Source organism: Roseateles sp. (genome assembly GCF_052436255.1).
GTDB lineage: Bacteria > Pseudomonadota > Gammaproteobacteria > Burkholderiales > Burkholderiaceae_C > Pelomonas.
On record NZ_JBQVNP010000003.1, the window covers coordinates 88,302 to 105,643 of the forward strand.

Below are 17,342 nucleotides of genomic sequence, written 5' to 3' on the forward strand. Positions count from 1 at the left end.
GTCCGCACGCCGTCCCTTGCTCCGGGGACGGCGCCTCCCGAGAACCGCGTGCCCCGCGCCGCGCCCAGCCTCCCCCGGATCCCATGGCCCTGACCCCGCATCTGACCCATTTCGAGGGCGGCAACGCCCTGTCCGACTTCCGCGCCCAGGCCCTGCTGGGCCGGCTGCAAGCGGTCAGTGCCCGCATTACCGGCATCAGCGCATGCGCGGTGCATTGGGTGTGGACGGACTCGCCCCTGGATGCGCAGGCCCGCGAACGCTTCGCCGCGCTGCTGACCTATGGCGAACCGGCCCTGGCCACGAGCGAGGGCGACCTCGTCGTCGTGACGCCGCGCCTGGGCACCGTCAGCCCCTGGGCGTCCAAGGCGACCGACATCGCCCGCAACTGCGGCCTGGCGCTCAAGCGCGTCGAGCGCGTCATCGAATACCGCGTTGCCACCAAGAGCGGGCTGCTCGGTGCTGCCAGGCCGCTCAGCCCCGACGAACTGAACGCCTGCGCCGCGCTGATGCACGACCGCATGACCGAGTCGGTCTGCTTCAGGCGCGAGGACACCACCCATCTGTTCGACGAGCGCACTGCCGAGCCGCTGGCGCATGTCGACGTGCTGGGCCAGGGGCGTGCGGCGCTGGAGAAAGCCAACGTCGAGTTCGGCCTGGCGCTCTCAAGCGACGAGATCGACTATCTCGACACCAATTTCCGCAAGCTCGGCCGCAACCCCAGCGACGTCGAGCTGATGATGTTCGCCCAGGCCAACAGCGAGCACTGCCGGCACAAGATCTTCAACGCCAGCTTCATCGTCGACGGCCAGGCGCAGCCGCTCTCCCTGTTCGGCATGATCCGCAACACCGAGAAGCTCAACCCGCAGCACACGGTCATCGCCTATTCGGACAACGCCGCCGTCATGCAAGGCCATGCCATCCAGCGCTGGATGGCCGCCGACGCGCCGGGCTCGGCCTACACGGCCCGCGCCGAGCAGGCCGAGGTGTTGATGAAGGTGGAGACGCACAACCACCCGACCGCCATCTCGCCGTTTCCGGGCGCCTCCACCGGCGCGGGTGGCGAGATCCGCGACGAGGGTGCCACGGGCCGCGGCTCCAAGCCCAAGGCCGGCCTGACGGGCTTCTCGGTGTCCAACCTGCATCTGCCCGGCTTGGCCGAATCCTGGGAACGGGACCCGGTCGGCAAGCCCGCCCACATCGCGTCGGCGCTGCAGATCATGATCGAGGGCCCGCTCGGTGGCGCCGCCTTCAACAACGAGTTCGGCCGGCCCAATCTGGCGGGCTATTTCCGCGTCTATGAGCAGACGGTGGACGGCGTGCGCCGCGGCTATCACAAGCCCATCATGATTGCCGGCGGCCTGGGCCAGATCCGCTCGGACCTGACCAGGAAGATCGAGTTCCCCGCTGGCTCGCTGCTGATCCAGCTCGGCGGCCCGGGCATGCGCATCGGCATGGGCGGCAGCGCGGCCAGCTCGATGGCGGCGGGCACCAACACGGCCGACCTGGACTTCGACTCCGTGCAGCGCGGCAACCCCGAGATCGAGCGGCGTGCGCAGGAGGTCATCAACCACTGCTGGGGCCTCGGCGCCGAGAACCCGGTGCTCGCCATCCACGACGTCGGCGCGGGTGGCATCTCGAACGCCTTCCCCGAACTGGTGAACGACGCCGGCCGCGGCGCGCGCTTCGACCTGCGCAAGGTGCCATTGGAGGAGTCGGGCCTGGCACCCAAGGAGATCTGGTGCAACGAGAGCCAGGAGCGCTATGTGCTGGCCATCGCGCCGGACAGCCTGCCCCGCTTTGCGGCCATGTGCGAGCGCGAGCGCTGCCCATTCGCCGTCGTCGGCGTGGTCACCGAAGCCCGTGATTTGAAGCTGGTGGACGGTGAGGACCACGCCATCGACATGCCCATGGATGTGTTGCTCGGCAAGCCGCCCAAGATGCAGCGCGACGTGACGCGCGTGGCCCGCGACGGCGGCGCGCTGGACCTGAGCGGCGTGAAGCTGGAGCAGGCCGCCCTCGACGTGCTGCGCCATCCGACCGTGGCGAGCAAACGCTTTTTGGTCACTATCGGCGACCGCACCGTCGGCGGCCTCAATCACCGCGACCAGATGGTCGGTCCCTGGCAGGTGCCGGTGGCGGATTGCGCCGTCACGCTGGCCGACTTCGACGGCTTTGCCGGCGAGGCGATGAGCATGGGCGAGCGAACGCCGCTGGCGTCGGTGAATGCACCGGCCTCGGGGCGCATGGCGGTGGCTGAGGCCATCACCAACCTGCTGGCCGCGCCCATCGAACTGCCGCGCGTCAAGCTCAGCGCCAACTGGATGGCTGCCTGTGGCGAAGCGGGTGAGGACGCCGCGCTGTTCGACACGGTCAAGGCCGTCGGCATGGAGCTGTGCCCGGCGCTGGGTATCTCGATCCCGGTCGGCAAGGATTCCTTGTCGATGCGCACCAAGTGGGACGACAAGCAGGTGACCGCGCCGGTGTCGCTGATCGTCACGGCCTTCGCCAGCGTGGCCGACGTGCGCGGCACCTTGACCCCGCAGCTGCAGCGCGAGGACTCGGCGCTCATCCTCATTGACCTGGGACAAGGCAAGCACCGCATGGCGGGCTCCATCCTGGCGCAGACGTTGAACCAGTTCGGCCGCGACGTCCCCGACCTGGATGAGCCGCAACAGCTGGTCTCGCTGGTCAGTGCCATCAACGAGCTGCGTGCCGCCGGCAAGCTGCTGGCCTATCACGACCGCAGCGACGGCGGCCTGTGGGCGGCGGCCTGCGAGATGGCCTTTGCCGGCCAGCAGGGCTTGAGCCTGAACGTGGACATGCTGGTCACCGAGGGCGACGGCATCAGCGACAGCCGCGCGGACATGGGCGACTCCAAGAACTGGGCCGCCCAGGTCAGCGCCCGCCGGGAGGAGCTGACGCTGCGCGCGCTGTTCAATGAGGAACTGGGCGCGCTGATCCAGGTGCGCGCGGCCGACCGCGACGCTGTCATGCAGGTGCTGCGCGCCCATGGCCTGTCACGGCATTCGCACGTGGTCGCCAAGCCGAACGCGGCGCGGCAGATGGAAGTCTGGCGTGATGCGAAAAAGGTCTTCAACGCCGACCTGACGGCGCTGCAGCAGACCTGGGACGAGGTGAGCTGGCGCATCGCCCAGCTGCGCGACAACCCGGCCTGCGCCGATGCCGAGCACGCGGCAGCGGGCAAGGCGGACGACCCCGGCCTGCACGTCCACCTGAGCTTCACCCCCGAGGCGCCCTTGATCAGCACCGGCGCCAGGCCCAAGGTCGCCATCCTGCGCGAGCAGGGCGTCAATTCCCATGTCGAGATGGCTTACGCGATGGCGCTCGGCGGCTTCGACAGCTTCGACGTGCACATGAGTGACCTGCAGTCCGGCGCCGTCAAGTTGGACGGCTTCGCGGCGTTTGTGGCCTGCGGCGGCTTCAGCTACGGCGACACGCTGGGCGCCGGCGAAGGCTGGGCGCGCTCCATCATGTTCAGCCCGGTGCTGGCCGAACAGTTCCGCGCCTTCTTCGCCCGCCAGGACACGCTGGCCCTGGGCGTCTGCAACGGCTGCCAGATGCTTGCCGCGCTCGCGCCCATCATTCCCGGCGCCGGCGCCTGGCCGCGCTTCACGCGCAACCAGAGCGAGCAGTTCGAGGCACGCCTGTCGCTGGTGGAGGTGCTGGCGTCCCCCAGCGTCTTCTTCCATGGCATGGCCGGCAGCCGTCTGCCCATCGCGGTCGCGCATGGCGAGGGTTTTGCGAACTTCTCTCGGCAGGGCGACGCGGCCCGCGTCATCCCGGCGATGCGCTTCGTCGACCATCACGGGCAGGCGACCGAGGCCTATCCGTTCAATCCGAACGGCAGCCCCGGCGGGTTGACGTCGGTGACGACGCCGGATGGCCGTTTCACCGCGCTGATGCCCCACCCGGAGCGCGTGTTCCGCAACGTGCAGATGAGCTGGACGTCGGGTGACCGCGCATTGCACAGCCCGTGGCTGCGAATGTTCCAGAACGCGAGGAAGGCGCTGGGCTGAACCCAGCAGACGTGCACTTTTTGGCGGTGTCCTGCTTTTGTCCAGGACAAGCGCATGAAATTCGGCCGTTGAGGCTACATTGAGCGCCGTTCCGTCCAGCGGCTGAGCGCCATGTCGGCGCGACGCGGCCGGACACAGTTCAACGGAGTGCTCGATGTTCGCCAACCTCCTCATTGGTCGCCGCCTGGCTTTGGCGTTTGCTGCGGTGATCGCCGTCTTCCTCGTCGTCGTAGCCATGGGCCTGCGCAGCGGCAGCAAGCTGCAGCAAGCCGAGGCCCTGAATGTGCACACCTACGAGGTGATCGGGTCCGGCAACGACTTGTTGCAGGCCATGCTCAACATTCAGACCGGCGCGCGCGGCTTCCTGTTATCCGGCTCTGACAGCTTCCTGGCGCCCTACCAGGTCGGCCTGACTGCGTTCGACAAGTCCTGGGCCGAGGCCAGGCGCATGACTGCCGACAATCCGGCTCAGCAGCGCCGGCTCGAGGACATGCAGAGTCAGCAGCAGGAGTTCAAGCGGGTGTCCAACGAACTGATCGCGCTGCGCCAGCAGGTCAGCGCCGGCAGCAAGACGCCGGAGGACCTGCTCACGGCGTTCTCGGAAGGCCGCGACAAGGCGGCGATGGACGGATTCCGAGCCCTGCACGCCGAATTCGACAAGACCGAGCGCGACCTGCTGGTGAGCCGCGCCACCGAGGCGGCCGCGGTGCGGTCGATGAACTTCTGGGTGATGGTGCTGGGCAGCGCCTTGGCGGTGGTGGCCGCTGGCCTGTTGGGCCTGTGGGTCACGCGCTCCATCACCCGGCCCATCCAGCGCGCCGTCGACGTGGCCCGCACCGTGGCCACCGGCGATCTCGGCTCACGCATCGAGGTCGATAGCACCGATGAACCCGGTCAGTTGCTGGCGGCCCTGCGCGACATGAACCAGAGCCTGGTGACGGTGGTCAGTACCGTGCGCGCCAGCAGCGACTCCATCGCCACGGGGTCCAGCCAGATCGCCACCGGCAATGCCGACCTGAGCCAGCGCACCGAGGAGCAGGCCAGCAACCTGCAGCAGACGGCCGCCTCGATGGAGGAACTGGCCAGCACGGTGCGGCTGACTGCCGACACTGCCCGCGAGGCCAACAGCCTGGCCGGCGCAGCGCGCGAGGCGGCCACCCGTGGCGGCGAGGTGGTCGGCCGTGTGGTTCACACCATGGACGAGATCAGCAAATCCAGCCGCCGCATCAGCGACATCATCGGCGTCATCGACGGCATCGCCTTCCAGACCAACATCCTGGCGCTGAATGCCGCCGTGGAGGCCGCCCGTGCTGGCGAGCAGGGCCGCGGCTTTGCGGTGGTGGCGGGCGAGGTGCGCCTGCTGGCTCAGCGCAGTGCCGAAGCGGCCCGGGAGATCAAGACGCTCATCGGCGAAAGCGTCGAGCGCGTCGAGGCGGGCGGCCAGCTCGTCAGCGACGCGGGGGCATCGATGGGCGACATCGTCGACCAGGTGCGCCGTGTGGCCGACCTGATCAGCGAGATCAGCAATGCCACGGTCGAGCAGACCACCGGCATCGGCCAGGTCAGCGAGGCGGTCGGTCAGCTCGACCAGGTCACCCAGCAGAACGCCGCGCTGGTGGAAGAAAGCGCGGCCGCTGCCGAGAGCCTCAAGCACCAGGCCAGCCGGCTGGTGGAGGCGGTGGGCGTCTTCCGCATGTGAGCCCGCAGGCGCGGCCCGCGCGTCAGGTGTCGGCGAGAAAGCGCGCGGGCAGGGCCTGGCGCAACGGGTAGTAGGCGAACCAGGGCTGCGCCTGCACGATGGCCTGCCAGACCGAGGGCCGGGTCAGCAGGCGCCCGAAATAGGCGCTCAGGCGCGCGTGCTCGGTCGTGAACGGGCGGACGGTGGCGGCGTAGAACAGTGCCGGCGCGGCTGCGCAATCGGCCATGCTGAAGTGCTGGCCCGCCGCCCAGGCGTGCTCGCCCATGCGGCCTTCGATCATGTCGTAGGCCATGCCCAGCGCATCGACGGCGGCCGACATCGCCCGCGCATCCCGCCCGGCCTCGGGGCGCAGCAACTGGGCGACGTAGCGCTGCATCGGGTCCATCACATGGCTGTCGAACAGACGGTCCCACAGGCGCACCTGCAGTTGCGCGTCGAAGTCGTCGGGCAGCAGCCGCACGCGGCCCGGGTGGCGGCGGTCCAGGTATTCGATCTGGATGGAGGTTTCGGGCACGACCTGCTCGCCGTCCACCAGCAGCGGGATCTTGGCGGTCGGCCACAGCGCCGCATATGCCGCGCGCTCGGCCGGGTCGCCGAGGTTGACGAGCCTGGTTTCGAACGGCGTACCGTTCTCCGCCAGCGCGATCAGCAGCTTCCAGCAGTAGGACGACAGCGGGTGGTAGTGCAGGGTCAGGGACATCGAGCCTCCGGACGAAAAAAGAGAGCGGGCCGAAGCCCGCCGTGTCAGGTCAGGCTGGCTCGTCAGTCCTGCACCACCGCCGCCGTGCGCAGCCGCTTGTTCACCCGCAACGCCACCAGCGTGCAGACCACGCCGGACAGCAGGTAGACGCTGACCGAGGCCAGGCCGAAGCGGGCGGACAGGTACAGCGCAATGACCGGTGCAAACGCCGCCCCGAACAGCCAGGCCATGTCGGCCGTCAGGGCCGCGCCGGTGTAGCGGAAGCGGGGCAGGAAGTTGGAGGTGACCGAGCCCGCCGATTGACCATAGGACAGGCCCAGCAGCACGAAGCCGATCAGGATGAAGGCGGCCTGGCCCGGCTTGCCACCGTCCAGCATCCAGGGCGCAAACAGCGCGAACACGCCAATGGCCACGGCCAGTGATCCCAGGAAGTTGCGCCGGCCGATGCGGTCGGCGATCAGGCCCGAAACCAGCATGGCCACGGCGGCAAAGGCGGCGCCCAGCAGCTCCATCTTCATGAAGTCTTCGACGTTCTCGGTGCCGAACAACACCACCCAGGAGAGCGGGAACACGGTCACCAGGTGGAAGAGGGCATAGCTGGCCAAGGCCGCGAAGGCGCCGATGACGATGTGCTGGCCTTGCGCCGACAACAGCTCGCGCAGGGGGGCCGGGTCGAGCTCCTGCTCTTCCATGCGCTTCTCGTATTCGTGCGTGACCACCAGGCGCAGCCGGGCGAACAGCGCCACCACGTTGATCGCGAACGCCGTGAAGAAGGGGAAGCGCCAGCCCCAGGACAGGAAGTCCTTGCTGTCGAGGCTGCCGTAGACATACAGGAACACGCCGGACGCGACGAAGAAGCCCAGCGGCGCGCCGAGCTGGCCCAGCATGGCGTACCAGCCGCGGCGGTCCGGCGGGGCGTTCAACGCCAGCAGCGAAGGCAGGCCGTCCCAGGAGCCGCCCAGCGCCAGGCCCTGGCCGACGCGGCACAGCGCCAGCAGCACGATGGCCGTGCTGCCGGCCTCGGCAAAGCCGGGCAGCAGGCCCATCGCGACGGTCGAGCAGCCGAGCAGGAAGAGGGCGGTGGTCAGCTTGGCGGAGCGGCCGAAGCGGCGCTGGATCTCCATGCCGACCAGGGTGCCGATCGGCCGGACGACGAATGCCAGCGCGAACACCATGAAAGCGTAGAGCGTGCCGGTCAGCGGGTCGGTGAAGGGGAAGAAGACCTGCGGAAAGACCAGCACCGCGGCGATGCCGAAGACGAAGAAGTCGAAATACTCGGAGGCCCGGCCGATGATGACGCCGACGGCGATGTCGCCGGGGGCCAGGTCCTCGTCGCTGCGGGTGGTCAGCGGTCCCGATTGAGGGGTCTGGAAGGTACTGCTTGCGCTTGCCATGTCGGCCGTCTCCGTCTGTGCCTGGGACAAAATGTCCAATCGTTGATTTGGCTCAATCAACTTACATTCTGTCGGCGCCTGCAAGATAGTTAACCCTTGCGCGCCACTCAGGATGTACCCCAACAAGTCTCTCCGCAACAGCGCCCTGGTCTTGTCAGCCAGCTTCGCTTTGTCCGGCTGCGATTGGATCGTGATGAAGCCGCACGGCGACATCGCGCAGCAGCAGGCCCAGCTCATTGTCACGTCGACGCTGCTGATGCTGCTGATCATCGTGCCGGTGATTGCCTTGACGCTGCTGTTTGCCTGGCGCTACCGGCAGTCCAACGCCGAGGCGACCTATGCGCCGGACTGGGACCATTCCACGCGCCTGGAACTTGTCATCTGGGGCGCACCGCTGCTGATCATCATCGCGCTCGGCGCCATCACCTGGATCAGCACCCACAAGCTTGACCCCTTCCGCCCGCTGGACCGCATCGCCGCGGACAAGCCGCTGATCCCGGGCGTCAGGCCGCTGCAGGTCTACGCCGTCTCGATGGACTGGAAGTGGCTCTTCATCTATCCCGAGCAGGGTATCGCCACCGTCAACGAGATGGCCGCGCCGGTGGACCGCCCCATTCACTTCCGCCTCACGTCGACGAGCGTGATGAACACCTTCTACGTGCCAGCGCTGGCCGGCATGATCTACACGATGCCCGGCATGGAGACGCAGCTGCATGCCGTCATCAACAAGGCCGGCGTCTATGACGGCCTGTCGGCGCACTACAGCGGCGCGGGCTTCTCGGACATGCGCTTCAAGTTCCACGGCCTGTCGAATGAAGATTTCGCGCGCTGGGTCGAGACCAGCAAGGCCGGTGGCGCCACGCTGACGCGCGCCGACTACCTGCAGCTGGAGCTGCCGTCGGCCAGGGAGCCGGTGCGCCGCTTCGCCGAGGTGGAGCCGGGGCTCTGGGGCGCCATCGTCGACCGCTGCGTCGATGGCAACAAGATGTGCGTCAGCCAGATGATGGCCATCGACGCGGCTGGCGGCGCCGGCAAGGGCGGCCTGGCCAGCACGATGAAGAGCCCGTGGCAGGACGCCGACGGCGGCAAGCGTGAGCGCATCGTCGTCGCGGCCCTGTGCACGCCCACCAATCCGCAGGGCCTGCCCATCGAGATCGCCGCCGTCAACGGCGTTGCACCGAAGAACTGAGAGAAGCCCGATGACCGTCTACCCAGAAGAGCTCCACCCGGTCCTGGGCCGGCTGGGCCTGCATGCCCTGCCGATCCACGAGCCCATCCTCATCGCGACCTTCATCGCCGTCGTGCTTGGCGGCCTGTTCGTCTTCGCGCTGATCAGCAAGTTCCGCCTCTGGGGCCACCTGTGGAACGACTGGATCACCAGCATCGACCACAAGAAGATCGGCATCATGTACATGCTGCTGGGCATCGTCATGCTGCTGCGCGGCTTTGCCGACGCCATCATGATGCGCCTGCACCAGGCCATGGCCTTCGGCGACAACGCCGGCTTCCTGCCGCCGCATCACTACGACCAGATCTTCACGGCGCATGGCGTCATCATGATCTTCTTCGTCGCGATGCCCTTCGTGACGGGCCTCATGAACTATGTCGTGCCGCTGCAGATCGGCGCGCGCGACGTGGCCTTCCCCTTCCTCAACAACTTCAGCTTCTGGATGACGGCCGGCGGCGCCATCCTGGTCATGATCTCGCTGTTCGTCGGCGAGTTCGCCAAGACCGGCTGGCTGGCCTTCCCGCCGCTGTCGGGCATCCTGGCCAGCCCTGACCCCGGGGTGGACTACTACCTGTGGTCACTGCAGATCGCCGGCATCGGCACCACGCTGTCGGGCATCAACCTGATCGCCACCATCATCAAGATGCGCGCGCCCGGCATGACCATGATGAAGATGCCCATCTTCACGTGGACCTCGCTGTGCACCAACGTGCTCATCGTCGCCAGCTTCCCGGTGCTGGCCGCCACGCTGACCCTGCTGACGGCCGACCGCTACCTCGGCACCAACTTCTTCACCAACGACCTCGGCGGCAACGCCATGCTCTACGTGAACCTGATCTGGATCTGGGGCCACCCGGAGGTCTACATCCTGATCCTGCCCATCTTCGGTATCTTCTCGGAAGTGGTGTCCACCTTCAGCCGCAAGAAGCTGTTCGGTTATGCGTCCATGGTCTATGCCACGGTCGTCATCACCATCCTGTCCTACCTCGTCTGGCTGCACCACTTCTTCACGATGGGCTCGGGCGCCAGCGTCAACAGCTTCTTCGGCATCACGACGATGATCATCTCGATCCCGACGGGCGCCAAGATCTTCAACTGGCTGTTCACGATGTACCGCGGCCGCATCCAGTTCGAGGTGCCGATGCTGTGGACGGTGGGCTTCATGGTCACCTTCACGGTGGGCGGCATGACAGGCGTGCTGCTGGCCGTGCCGGCGGCCGACTTCGTGCTGCACAACAGCCTGTTCCTGATCGCCCACTTCCACAACGTCATCATCGGTGGCGTCGTATTCGGCATCTTCGCGGGCATCAACTACTGGTTCCCCAAGGCCTTCGGCTTCCGGCTGGACGCCTTCTGGGGCAAGGTCTCCTTCTGGTGCTGGTTCATCGGCTTCTGGGTCGCCTTCACGCCGCTGTATGTGCTCGGCCTGATGGGTGTCACGCGCCGCGTCAGCCACTTCGACGACCCTTCGCTGCAGATCTGGTTCGTCATTGCGGCCGTGGGCGCGGGCATCATCGCGGTCGGTATTGCGGCCTTCCTGGTGCAGATCGGTGTCAGCATCCTGCGCCGCCACCAGCTGCGCGACACCACCGGCGACATCTGGGGCGGCCGCACGCTGGAGTGGTCCACGTCCTCGCCACCGCCGGACTACAACTTCGCCTTCACGCCCATCGCCCACGAAATGGACGCCTGGCACGACATGAAGCAACGCGGCGCCGAGCGCCCGGTCAGGGGCTTCGTCGACATCCACATGCCCCGCAACACCGGCGCCGGCTTCGTCATCTCCATGCTGGCCACGGCGCTGGGCTTCGCGCTGATCTGGCATATGTGGTGGATCGCCGGCCTGACCTTCGCGGCCACCGTCATCGCCGCCATCGTCCACACCTTCAACTACGACCGCGACTACCACATCAAGGCCGACGCCGTGACCCTCACCGAGGACGCCCGCACCCGTGCACTGGCCGCGGCCCAGCCGGCCGCCTGAGCAAGACCATGACTGCCACTGTTGCCACCCACGTGAACGGCGCGCCGGTCTACTACGACCACGGCGGCGCCCACCATCCGCCCAACAGCACCATGCTGGGCTTCTGGCTCTACCTGATGAGCGACTGCCTCATCTTCGCGGTGCTGTTCGCCGTCTACGCCGTGCTGGGCCGCTCCTACGCGGCTGGCCCGTCGGGCGCTGACCTGTTCGACCTGCAACTGGTGGCCATCAACACGGCCCTGCTGCTGTTCTCGTCCATCACCTACGGCTTCGCGATGATCGCGATGCAGGCGCGCAAGAAGAGCCAGGTGCTGGCCTGGCTGGCCGTCACGGGCGTGCTCGGCCTGGGCTTCCTGGCCATCGAGCTGTACGAGTTCCACCACCTCATCGCCCAGGGCGCCGGCCCGCAGCGCAGCGCCTTCCTGTCCAGCTTCTTCACGCTGGTCGGCACCCACGGCCTGCACGTCACCTTCGGCTGCATCTGGCTGGTCACGTTGATGGTGCAGGTCAACAAGCTCGGCCTCACGGCCGCCAACCGCCGCCGCCTGATGTGCCTGTCGATGTTCTGGCACTTCCTGGACGTCGTCTGGATTGGCGTCTTCACCTTCGTCTACCTGATGGGAGTGCTGTGATGGCGGCCAACCACGACCATGGTCATCACGGCGATGACCACCTCGACGGCGAAGCCGACTTCCACGTCAGCTACAAGGGCTACGCGACCGGCTTCATCCTGTCCGTCATCCTGACCGCCATTCCCTTCTGGCTCGTCATGGCCAAGGTGCTGCCCAGCCCGCAGGTGACTGGCTTCGTCATCCTCGGCTTCGCGGCCGTGCAGATGGTCGTGCACATGGTCTATTTCCTGCACATGAACGCCAAGGTGGAGCAGGGCTGGTCCATGCTGGCGCTGCTGTTCACGGCGGCGCTGGTCGTCATCATGCTGGCGGGCTCGGTCTGGGTCATGCATCACATGAACACCAACATGATGCCGATGCCCGACCCCGCGGCGATGCGCAACATGTGATGAGCCGCGCTGCCCGCATCGCGCTGATCGTTGCCACGGCGCTGTCCAGCATCGGCTTGCTCGCGCTGGCGGCGTGGCAGTGGCAGCGCCTGGGCTGGAAGCAGAACCTGATTGCCCGCGTCGAGCAGCGGTTGAATGCTGAACCTGTGGCGCCGCCGTTGGTGGCCTCCCAGGCCGACGAATACCGCCGTGTGCGGGTGCGCGGCCGGTTCGAGCCGCGCGAGACGCTGGTGCAGGCCAACACCGAGCTGGGCGGCGGCTATTGGGTGCTCGCCCCGCTGCGGCTGGCTGACGGCCGGGCCATCCTCGTCAACCGCGGCTTCGTGCCTCCCGACCGGCGTGCGCCCGAGCAGCATGCCGCGCCTGACGGCACGGTGGAGCTGACCGGCCTGCTGCGCCTGACCGAGCCCGGCGGGGGGCCGCTGCGCAAGAACGTGCCTGCGGAAGGGCGCTGGTATTCGCGCGACGTGGCCGGCATCGCGTCCCAGCTGGGTGTGGCCGACCGCGCAGCCCCGTACTTTGTCGACGAGTCCGCCGACGCCGCCCAGCCGCAGCGGTATCCGCGGCCGGGCCTGACGGTCATCCGTTTCGCCAACAATCACGCCGTCTACGCCGCCACCTGGCTGGCGCTCGCGGCCATGGCCGCCGCAGCGGCCGGCTATCTGATGCGCGAGGAGCGCCGGGCCCACGCGCCTTGAAAACCATCCACCAGCCGCTCATCGCCGAGTACGGTGTCGAAGCCGGCGCCGTCGCCCCCGAGCGCCGCGCCGGCCGCGCCAACCTGCGCCAGCTCATCGAGCTGCGTTGGCTTGCCGTGGCCGGGCAACTCGCCACCGTGCTCGTCGTGCATGCCGGCCTGGGCATCGCGCTGCCGCTGGCCGAGATGCTCAGCCTGCTCGGTGTGCTCGTCGTCTTCAACCTGTTCAGCCAGTGGCGCAACCGGCTCGCGCAACCGGTGTCGCAGGTCGAGCTGTGCATCGCCCTGCTGGTCGACGTCGGCGTGCTGACCGGCCAGCTGTATCTCGCCGGCGGCAGCGACAACCCCTTCATTTACCTCTATCTGCTGCAGGTCGCCGTCGCCTCGGTGTTGCTGCGGCCGAGCTATCTGCTGGTCATCGTGCTGAGCGCGCTGAGCGGCTTCGTGCTGTTGACGCAGTGGCACCGCCCGCTGCTGCTGGACCCGTCAACGCCGACGACGCTGTCGCCCCACTATCTCGGCGGCCTGTTGCTGTGCTTCCTGCTCAATATCAGCCTGCTCAGCGTCTTCATCGTGCGCATCAACCGCAACCTGCGCCAGCGCGACGCCGAGCTGGCCGCCCTGCGCCAGCGCGCCGCCGAGCAGGTGCACATCGTGCGCATGGGCCTGCTGGCCAGCGGGGCGGCGCACGAGCTTGGCACGCCGCTGGCCACGCTCAGCGTCATCCTCGGCGACTGGGCCCACATGGCGCCCTTCGCCGCCGAGCCGGAGCTGCGCGAGGAGATCGAGGAGATGCAGCGCCAGATCCAGCGCTGCAAGGCCATCGTGACCGGCATCCTGATGTCCGCCGGCGAGATGCGCGGCGAGGCGCCGCAGGTCACCAGCCTGCAGGCCTTCGTCGACCGCCTGGCCGCCGACTGGCGCGCGTCGCACCCGCAGGCCGAGCTGGCTTTGCGGCGCGACAGCCTGCCCCCGGTCGAGATCATCTCGGACACCGCCTTGCAGCAGGTCGTTGCGAACCTGCTCGACAACGCCGCCGAGGCCGCCCCGGGCGCGCGGCTGACCCTCGTCGCCGCCTGCCCCGACGCCGACACCTTGTCCCTGGGCGTGCTGGACGACGGCCCCGGCTTCAGCGCCGAGATGCTGGAGCGTTTTGGCAACCCGTATCAAAGCAGCAAGGGCCAGCCGGGCCGCGGCATGGGGCTGTTCCTGTCGGTCAATGTCGCGCGCGCGCTGGGCGGCCACCTGGAGGCGCGCAACCGGGCCGAGGGCGGCGCGGCCGTCACCCTGACACTGCCGCTGGCTTCATTGCAGCCGCGACAATCCCCGCCCGATGCCGCCCGCCGCTGAAGCGAACCGATTTCTGTTGATCGTCGAGGACGACGACAGCTTTGCACGCACGCTGACCCGCTCCTTCGAGCGCCGTGGCTGGCGGGTCGTGCGCGCCACGGCGCTGGACGACATGAAGGCACTGCTGGACGCGCTGCCCGAGGACGAGGAACTTGGTCACGCCGTCGTCGACCTCAAGCTCGCCGGCGGTGCTTCGGGCCTGAGCTGCGTGCAATACCTGCACGGATGGGACCCCGAGGTGCTCATCGTCGTGCTGACCGGCTACGCCAGCATCGCCACGGCCGTGGAGGCCATCAAGCTCGGCGCCTGCCACTACTTGGCCAAGCCGGCCAACACCGATGACATCGAGGCCGCCTTCGCGCGCAGGCAGGGTGACGCCGAGGTCGAGGTGACGGAGCGCCATACCGCCTCCATCAAGACGCTGGAGTGGGAGCGCATCCACGAGGTGCTGGCCGAGACCGACTTCAACATCAGCGAGACCGCACGCCGCCTGGGCATGCACCGCCGCACGCTGGCGCGCAAGCTGGAAAAGCAGCGCATCAAGTGATCAACCGGGCAGCCGCTCCCTGAGCACATCGCGCAGTTCAGCCCAGCTGTAGCTGGCCTGCGCCGCCAGCAGCCCCGCCCGGCCGAACACCGGCGTCAGCCCATAACGCTGCAACGCAGCCGGCAGGTCCGCGCGGCCGCTGATGGCCTCGGCCAGCCATTCGCCGGCGGCGGTCGTGGGCGCCACGCCGTGGCCGCCGAAAGCCTGCGCGAACCAGAGCCCAGGAAACAGCTGGCCGATCTGCGGCATCTTGTGCCGTGCGTAGCTCATCAGGCCACCCCAGGCATGCTCGATGCGGACGGCCGCGAGCTGGGGAAAAACCTTGAGCATGTCCGCCTTCAACAGCTCGGCGATGCGGGCCGGCTCGCGCTGCCGGATTGAGATGCGGCCGCCCCAGAGCAGCCGCTGGTCGACCAGTGCCCGGTAGTAGTCGAAGGCAAAACGGTTGTCGTAGAGCGCGGCCGTCGTGTGTATCGGACGCAGTTCTGCCGGCAAGGGTTCGGTGGCGATGACATAGGTGGCGATGGGCAGGCGCGCCCCGGTCAGGGCCGGCAGCAGCGTCTGCAGATAGGCGCCACCCGCCACGACCACCTGGGCCGCGCGGATCGAGGCGCCTTGGGCGGTGCGCAGCAGGAACCCGCCGGCGGCGGACCGATCGATGGCCGTCACCGGGCTGTGCTCGTGCACCTGGCCACCCGCCTGCTCGAAGACGCGCGCGAGCCCCAGCGCGTACTTGAGCGGATGGAAATGGAAGGCATCGCGCTCCAGCAGGGCGCCGCCATAACGGTCAGTGTCCAGCCACTGCCGCACCTGCGCGGGTTGGATCTCGTCCCAGACCACGCCGAAGTTCTCGCGCAGCCAGCGGGCCTGGTCGCGCAGCTGGCGTTCGGCGCGGGCGCTGTGCCGGAACCAGTTCAGAAGCAGGGCGCCGCCCTTCGTCCGCTCGCAGTCGATGGCATGCCGCTCGATGCGCGAGCGGATCAGTGCCACGGCGTCGCGACTGCAGGCGTAGACCTCGCGCGCCTGCGGCAGCCCCAGGTCGCGCACCAGGTCCGCCGCATCGCGGCTGTAGCCGCCGAACACGAAGCCGCCGTTGCGGCCGGATGCGCCATGGCCGATGGTCTGCGTCTCCAGCACCGCCACGCTGGTGATGCCGCGCTCCTGCAGCCCGCGTGCCGTGGCTAGGCCGGCGAAGCCACCGCCCAGCACGGCCACCTCCACGTCGCAGATCGAGCCGGTGAGGGGTGCAAATGTCAGGCGGGGCGCCGTGGCGGCGTAGTAGGTGTCCGTTTGCATGCGCTTAATTGGGCCGGCGGCCCAATATAGTGGGAGCGGCTTAAGCACGGACCTTTGCGTCGGGGCTGCGCAGTTGGGCAGCGAGGAGGCAATTGGTGTCTGTTCGCTATGGCTGGTTATTCAAGAGCACAAGATGGGTTCTTGCTGTGCTTGTCTATCTCTGCTCTTGGGTGCTGGCCGGATATCTTTGGTACTCGTTCAGCCGCTACATCAGCTATACCTGCTGTCCAGCAGGTAAAAGTGGCCGCTTTGGCCCCGGCGGCGATTACGCCTGCATATGGCCGCTGTGGGTGTCCTTTGCCAAGGACGTTCCATTTGCTGTGCTGGCAGCAGCAGTCATCTCCATACCTGCCGTTTGGATTTCGCCAGTTGGTAATTCAAGAGCTGTAATACCGTTTGGCATCGCCAGCGCCGCTCTCTGGATCCTGTTGCAGTACTGGCATTTCACCCCTTACAAGCACCTGGTGGGGCATCAGCTGACCGTAGCGGTTTCGTTTTTGCTAACGCTCTTGGCGGTGTGCGTGATGTTCAGGGGAGGCCTGCCGTCTCGCAGCCGGCGTCAAACCCAACGGCTGGGAGAGGCGCGGCCAAGTCCCCAACTCGACTGCGAAAGTGCCTGTCGGCTCAAAGCCCCGCCAGCAACTCGTACGACCGCCGCCTCAGCGCATGGTCATGCACCGCGCAGGCGACGATGAACTCGTCCGCCTGCGTGCGCTCACGCGTCTCGGCCAGGCCCGCTCGCACGGTCTGCGGCGAGCCGACGATGGACTCGCGCAGCATGCGCTCCACCTGCGTCGCCTCGGCGGGCGACCACAACCCGGTCATGCTCGCCACCGGCGGCGGCAGCTTGCCGCGCCGGCCGCGCACCATGCCGAGAAAACGCTGCTGGGAAGACGTGAAGAGGAACTGTGCCTCCTCGTCGGTGGGCGCGACGATGATATTCAGGCCCACCATCGCATGCGGCTTGGGGTGGCGGGCGCTGGGCTTGTAGGTGGAGCGGTAGATCTGCAGCGCTTGCATCAGCATCTCGGGTGCGAAGTGCGACGCGAACGCGAACGGTAGGCCGAGATAGGCCGAGAGCTGGGCGCTGTAGAGGCTGGAGCCCAGCAGCCAGATCGGCACTTCGGTGCCCTGGCCCGGCACGGCGCGCACGACCGCGTTGTCGGCCTCCGGCGCGAGATAGCCTTGCAGCTCGAGCACGTCGTTGGGGAAGCTGTCTTCACCGCTGCTTTCCAGGCTGCGCCGCAGCGCGCGCATCGTCGGTCGGTCCGTACCGGGTGCGCGGCCAAGCCCCAGGTCGATGCGGCCGGGGAAGAGTTCAGCCAGCGTGCCGAACTGCTCCGCGATCGTCAGCGGCGCATGGTTGGGCAGCATGATGCCGCCCGCCCC

13 protein-coding genes are annotated in these 17,342 nt (G+C 67.8%); 9 read left to right on the top strand and 4 right to left on the bottom strand.

The genetic code is table 11. The features are described 5' to 3' along the window. The first annotated feature begins 83 nt into the window (after positions 1-83). Both purL and ACT6S0_RS01560 read left to right on the top strand, forming a co-directional pair. Positions 84-4,037 carry a phosphoribosylformylglycinamidine synthase gene (gene purL / locus ACT6S0_RS01555; RefSeq protein ID WP_444762156.1) on the top strand — a complete coding sequence of 1,318 codons (3,954 nt, stop codon included), beginning with the start codon at positions 84-86 and terminating at the stop codon, positions 4,035-4,037. Positions 4,038-4,191: 154 nt separating this feature from the next. Next, positions 4,192-5,736 carry a methyl-accepting chemotaxis protein gene (locus tag ACT6S0_RS01560; RefSeq protein ID WP_444762157.1) on the top strand — a complete coding sequence of 515 codons (1,545 nt, stop codon included), beginning with the start codon at positions 4,192-4,194 and terminating at the stop codon, positions 5,734-5,736. Positions 5,737-5,758: 22 nt separating this feature from the next. Here the strand turns inward: ACT6S0_RS01560 and ACT6S0_RS01565 are convergent, their stop codons facing one another. Together ACT6S0_RS01565 and ACT6S0_RS01570 are read right to left on the bottom strand one after the other, a co-directional pair. Beyond that, complete coding sequence (locus tag ACT6S0_RS01565) at positions 5,759-6,436, bottom strand: glutathione S-transferase family protein (RefSeq protein WP_444762158.1); 678 nt, start codon at positions 6,434-6,436, stop codon at positions 5,759-5,761. A gap of 62 nt (positions 6,437-6,498) precedes the next feature. Then, on the bottom strand, positions 6,499-7,830 hold the full coding sequence (locus ACT6S0_RS01570; protein WP_444762168.1) for an MFS transporter: 1,332 nt from the start codon (positions 7,828-7,830) through the stop codon (positions 6,499-6,501). 112 nt (positions 7,831-7,942) lie between these two features. On the opposite strand from ACT6S0_RS01570, the gene cyoA reads away from it, so the two are divergent. Genes cyoA through ACT6S0_RS01605 form a run of 7 tightly spaced genes read left to right on the top strand, consistent with a single transcriptional unit; the run spans position 7,943 to position 14,657 of the window. After that, positions 7,943-9,019, top strand: a complete 1,077-nt coding sequence (gene cyoA / locus ACT6S0_RS01575) for a ubiquinol oxidase subunit II (RefSeq protein WP_444762159.1) — start codon at positions 7,943-7,945, stop codon at positions 9,017-9,019. A 10-nt stretch (positions 9,020-9,029) separates the two neighbouring features. Beyond that, positions 9,030-11,042 carry a cytochrome o ubiquinol oxidase subunit I gene (cyoB, locus tag ACT6S0_RS01580; protein ID WP_444762160.1) on the top strand — a complete coding sequence of 671 codons (2,013 nt, stop codon included), beginning with the start codon at positions 9,030-9,032 and terminating at the stop codon, positions 11,040-11,042. 8 nt (positions 11,043-11,050) lie between these two features. Then, the gene (gene cyoC / locus ACT6S0_RS01585) at positions 11,051-11,674 is read left to right on the top strand and encodes a cytochrome o ubiquinol oxidase subunit III (protein WP_444762161.1); all 624 of its coding nucleotides are present in this window, start codon (positions 11,051-11,053) and stop codon (positions 11,672-11,674) included. Then, a complete protein-coding gene (gene cyoD, locus ACT6S0_RS01590) occupies positions 11,674-12,063 on the top strand; it encodes a cytochrome o ubiquinol oxidase subunit IV (protein WP_444762162.1) in 390 nt (129 codons plus the stop codon). The genes cyoC and cyoD overlap by 1 nt, the downstream gene beginning before the upstream one ends. Further along, complete coding sequence (locus ACT6S0_RS01595; RefSeq protein WP_444762163.1) at positions 12,063-12,761, top strand: SURF1 family protein; 699 nt, start codon at positions 12,063-12,065, stop codon at positions 12,759-12,761. The genes cyoD and ACT6S0_RS01595 overlap by 1 nt, the downstream gene beginning before the upstream one ends. Next, complete coding sequence (locus ACT6S0_RS01600) at positions 12,758-14,110, top strand: ATP-binding protein (protein ID WP_444762164.1); 1,353 nt, start codon at positions 12,758-12,760, stop codon at positions 14,108-14,110. The genes ACT6S0_RS01595 and ACT6S0_RS01600 overlap by 4 nt, the downstream gene beginning before the upstream one ends. Further along, a complete protein-coding gene (locus ACT6S0_RS01605; protein ID WP_444762165.1) occupies positions 14,094-14,657 on the top strand; it encodes a response regulator transcription factor in 564 nt (187 codons plus the stop codon). Before ACT6S0_RS01600 ends, ACT6S0_RS01605 begins: the two co-directional genes overlap by 17 nt. Here ACT6S0_RS01605 and ACT6S0_RS01610 read toward each other — a convergent pair whose 3' ends face one another. Then, on the bottom strand, positions 14,658-15,953 hold the full coding sequence (locus ACT6S0_RS01610) for an NAD(P)/FAD-dependent oxidoreductase (RefSeq protein WP_444762166.1): 1,296 nt from the start codon (positions 15,951-15,953) through the stop codon (positions 14,658-14,660). It abuts the gene before it with no gap. Between the two features lie 624 nt (positions 15,954-16,577). After that, a partial coding sequence (locus ACT6S0_RS01615) for an LLM class flavin-dependent oxidoreductase (protein WP_444762167.1) occupies positions 16,578-17,342 on the bottom strand: 765 nt, incomplete at its 5' end.

Excerpts from the sequence above, each read along its gene's own strand:
- purL (WP_444762156.1), top strand. The coding sequence starts at position 84 with ATGGCCCTGACCCCGCATCTGACCCATTTCGAGGGCGGCAACGCCCTG.
- ACT6S0_RS01560 (WP_444762157.1), top strand. The coding sequence starts at position 4,192 with ATGTTCGCCAACCTCCTCATTGGTCGCCGCCTGGCTTTGGCGTTTGCT.
- ACT6S0_RS01565 (WP_444762158.1), bottom strand. The coding sequence starts at position 6,436 with ATGTCCCTGACCCTGCACTACCACCCGCTGTCGTCCTACTGCTGGAAG.
- ACT6S0_RS01570 (WP_444762168.1), bottom strand. The coding sequence starts at position 7,830 with ATGGCAAGCGCAAGCAGTACCTTCCAGACCCCTCAATCGGGACCGCTG.
- cyoA (WP_444762159.1), top strand. The coding sequence starts at position 7,943 with ATGTACCCCAACAAGTCTCTCCGCAACAGCGCCCTGGTCTTGTCAGCC.
- cyoB (WP_444762160.1), top strand. The coding sequence starts at position 9,030 with ATGACCGTCTACCCAGAAGAGCTCCACCCGGTCCTGGGCCGGCTGGGC.
- cyoC (WP_444762161.1), top strand. The coding sequence starts at position 11,051 with ATGACTGCCACTGTTGCCACCCACGTGAACGGCGCGCCGGTCTACTAC.
- cyoD (WP_444762162.1), top strand. The coding sequence starts at position 11,674 with ATGGCGGCCAACCACGACCATGGTCATCACGGCGATGACCACCTCGAC.
- ACT6S0_RS01595 (WP_444762163.1), top strand. The coding sequence starts at position 12,063 with ATGAGCCGCGCTGCCCGCATCGCGCTGATCGTTGCCACGGCGCTGTCC.
- ACT6S0_RS01605 (WP_444762165.1), top strand. The coding sequence starts at position 14,094 with ATGCCGCCCGCCGCTGAAGCGAACCGATTTCTGTTGATCGTCGAGGAC.
- ACT6S0_RS01610 (WP_444762166.1), bottom strand. The coding sequence starts at position 15,953 with ATGCAAACGGACACCTACTACGCCGCCACGGCGCCCCGCCTGACATTT.